Source organism: Pseudomonas sp. RW407 (assembly GCF_003176655.1).
GTDB classification, from domain to species: Bacteria; Pseudomonadota; Gammaproteobacteria; order Pseudomonadales; family Pseudomonadaceae; genus Pseudomonas; species Pseudomonas delhiensis.
Genome location: NZ_QGSL01000088.1, coordinates 938,626 through 941,796, shown reverse-complemented (window position 1 = coordinate 941,796; position 3,171 = coordinate 938,626). Strand labels below are relative to the sequence as shown.

Below are 3,171 nucleotides of genomic sequence, written 5' to 3'. Positions count from 1 at the left end.
GCACACTATCAACCGGATCAGCGAGGCCAACCGCCCCGCTGCCGATCTGCAGCCTCCGCCGCCCCAACCCCGGTCGCACCCGGGATGGGTGCGGCGGTTTTTTTCCCGCAACTGTACTGGTAGCGCCCCATCGCCCGGCGCTAGAGTGCCTGCTGCACAACGGGAAAAGAGAACGCCATGGGCCTGCCACTGACCTTCGACGCCGCCGACGGCTACCCGCTCCAGGGCCGCCTCTGGCGCCATGCCGACGCGGCCGAGCAGCCGCGCCCGCTGGTGATCGTCAACCCGGCCACCTCGGTGCGCGGCGACTACTACGCGCGCTTCGCCGACTACCTGCACGGCCAGGGCTTCGACGTGCTCTGCTACGACTACCGCGGTATCGGCGGCTCGCGCCCGGCCTCGCTGCGCGGCTTTTCCGCCAGTTGGCTGGACTGGGGCCGCCTGGACTTCGAGGGTGCCCTGCGCTGGGCCGCGGCCAACGCCCCGCGGCAGCCGATCCTGGTGGTGGCCCACAGCGTCGGCGGCTTCCTGGTGGGCCTGGCCCCCTCCAACCACCTCGTCCAGCGCGTGTTCAGTATGGGCGCGCAGTTCGCCCACTGGCGCGACTATGCCCCGCGGCGGCGCCTGCGCATGCTGCTCAAGTGGCACCTGGCGATGCCGGTGCTCAGCGGCCTGTTCGGCTACTTCCCGGCCAAGCGCCTGGGCTGGATGGAGGACACGCCCCACGGCGTGGTGCGCGACTGGACGCACCCCGGCCCGCGCTTCGAAGACGCCTACCGGCGCGGCCCGCAGGCCATGAGCGCGGAAGAACGCTCGCGCCTGGCCGAGGGCTTCGCCGGCCTGCGCGGCGCCACCCTGGCCCTGAGCGTGACCGACGACGAATTCGGCACCGGCCCGGCCATCCAGCGCCTGCTGGCCTACTACCGCAACAGCCGCTGCCTGCACCTGCGCCTGCCGCCCCAGGCGCTGGGCCTGCAGAGCATCGGCCACTTCGCCTTCTTCCACAGCCGCTTTGAGGACAGCCTCTGGCCCATCGCCCTGCGCTGGCTGCGCGACGGCGAGCTGGACGACAACCTCGCCGCCTACCTGGTGGACCCCGCGCGGCAGCAGCCCGCCCCGGCCTGAACGGCGTTTTTCCCAGGCGAATCAATGATCTGCCCGGCCGCAGGCAGTGATACCCCCTGGCCATTACACAAGACTGTCACACGGCTTTCATATGCTCTGCGCGTCCGAAGCCCGCTCGCCAGAGCATCACAGCAGTCCGTGGTAGCCCGTGATGAAGAAACCCCAAGCCCTCCTCGGCCGATTCGCCCGCTGGGAGCCCCTGCGGCGCCTGCGCATCGGCCAGCGCACCCTGCTCTGCTTCCTGTTCAGCGCCGTGCTGCTGGGCGGCGTCGGCGCCTATTGCCTGTACCAGATGGCGGCCATCCGCGCCCAAGGCGAAGCCATCGACGGCGACCAGCTGCCGAGCATCGCCCTGGCCGACAGCATCGCCCTCAACCTCGCCCAGCTGCGCGTGCGCTCCATGCAGCAGGTGGCCAACCCCGAGCCCATGGTGCGCAGCGGCAACAAGGTGATCATCGAGCAGCTGGCCCTGGACATCGAAGAGGAATTCCGCGCCTACCAGGCGCTGATCAGCGACGACACCGAGCGTGGCGCCATCGAGGCGCTGCACCAGGCCTTCGGCCAGTTCATCCAGACCATCCGCGAGGAACAGCAATTGCTGGAGCAGCAGAAGCTGGACGAGGCGCGCACCCTGCTGGTCGCCAACATCGACCAGCAGGGCGAGGCCATCGACACCCAGGTGCAACTGCTGCGCGAACTCAACCGCCAGGCCGCGGACAGCGCCACCAGCGCGGCCGCCAGCGCCTACGCCCAGGCCCTGCGCATCGTCTGGGCGGCCCTGGGCGGCGCCCTGCTGGTCACCCTGCTGCTGGCCTGGCGCCTGACGCGCAGCCTGGTGCGGCCGCTGGCCGAGGCGCTGCAGGTGGCCGAGCGCATCGCCGCCGGCGACCTCAGCCAGGGCGTGCACAGCCAGGGCCGCGACGAGGCGGCGATGCTGCTGGAGCGCCTGGGGCGCATGCGCGACAACCTGCAGGGCACCATTCGCCAGATCGGCGAGGCCGCCGAGCAGCTGGCCACCTCCAGCGAGCAGATGAGCGCGGTGATGGACGAAGGCAGCCGCGGCCTGCACCAGCAGCACGGCGAGATCGACGACGTCAGCCGCGCCATGAGCCAGATGAGCGCGGCGGTGGGCGACGTCGCCGAGCACGCGCAAAGCACCGCCGAGGTGGCCCGGCGCTCCAACGACGAGGCCCTGGACGGCCAGCGCCAGCTGGCCACCACCCTGGGCTCGCTGCGCGAGCTGGGCGAAGGCGTGCGCCACGCGGCGCAGCAGGCCCGCGGCCTGGCCGAGCAGACGCTGAACATCAGCAAGGTGCTGGACGTGATCCGCAACGTCGCCGAGCAGACCAACCTGCTGGCGCTCAACGCCGCCATCGAGGCGGCCCGCGCCGGCGAGGCCGGGCGCGGCTTCTCGGTGGTGGCCGACGAGGTGCGCGCGCTGGCCAAGCGCACCGGCGACTCCACCCGCGAGATCGAACAGCTGATCGGCGCCATCCAGCAGGGCACCGGGCGCACCGTCGAGGCGCTGCAGCACAGCGCCGAGCAGGCCGACCACACCCAGGGCCAGGCCAGCGCCGCCGACCGCGCCCTGGCGCAGATCATCGAGGCCGCGCGCAGCATCGACGAACGCAACCAGCGCATCGCCGAGTCGGTGGAACACCAGGCCACCATGGCCCGCGACATCGAGACCAACCTGGGCAACATCCGCGACCTGTCCAACCAGAGCGCCGCCGGCTCGCAGCAGACCAGCACCGCCAGCCACGAACTGTCGCGCCTGGCCGTGGACCTCAGCGGCCTCGTGCAGCGGTTCCGCCTGTAGGACCGGGGCGAAGCCCTACAGTTGCAGGAAAAGCGCCGGCGTAGGGCGCATAACCGTTCGCGGTTATCCGCCGTTGGCCGATGCGCGACGCAAATGGCGGATAACGCCGTAGGCGTTATGCGCCCTACGAGCTATCGCGAACGCGGAAAACCAGGTTCGCGAGCAAGCTCGCTCCTACGAAGAGCATGCCCGCTCTTGCTCTGGTTTTTTGGACTTCCAGAGAAACC

At 70.6% G+C, this 3,171-nt stretch carries 2 protein-coding genes and 1 pseudogene; all 3 read left to right on the top strand.

The window, feature by feature from the left end; translation table 11 throughout:
* The first annotated feature begins 177 nt into the window (after positions 1 to 177).
* The 3 genes and pseudogenes from DK254_RS10820 to DK254_RS35155 all read left to right on the top strand — a co-directional run bounded on the left by DK254_RS10820 (position 178) and on the right by DK254_RS35155 (position 2,944).
* On the top strand, positions 178 to 1,125 hold the full coding sequence (locus tag DK254_RS10820) for an alpha/beta fold hydrolase (RefSeq protein WP_109933773.1): 948 nt from the start codon (positions 178 to 180) through the stop codon (positions 1,123 to 1,125).
* Between the two features lie 151 nt (positions 1,126 to 1,276).
* Positions 1,277 to 2,086, top strand: a pseudogene (locus DK254_RS35160) (MCP four helix bundle domain-containing protein); the annotation flags it as partial.
* Positions 2,081 to 2,944, top strand: coding sequence for a methyl-accepting chemotaxis protein (locus DK254_RS35155; protein WP_371921130.1), 864 nt, complete (start codon positions 2,081 to 2,083; stop codon positions 2,942 to 2,944). The pseudogene DK254_RS35160 and the gene DK254_RS35155, both read left to right, overlap by 6 nt.
* The last annotated feature ends 227 nt before the right edge of the window (positions 2,945 to 3,171 follow it).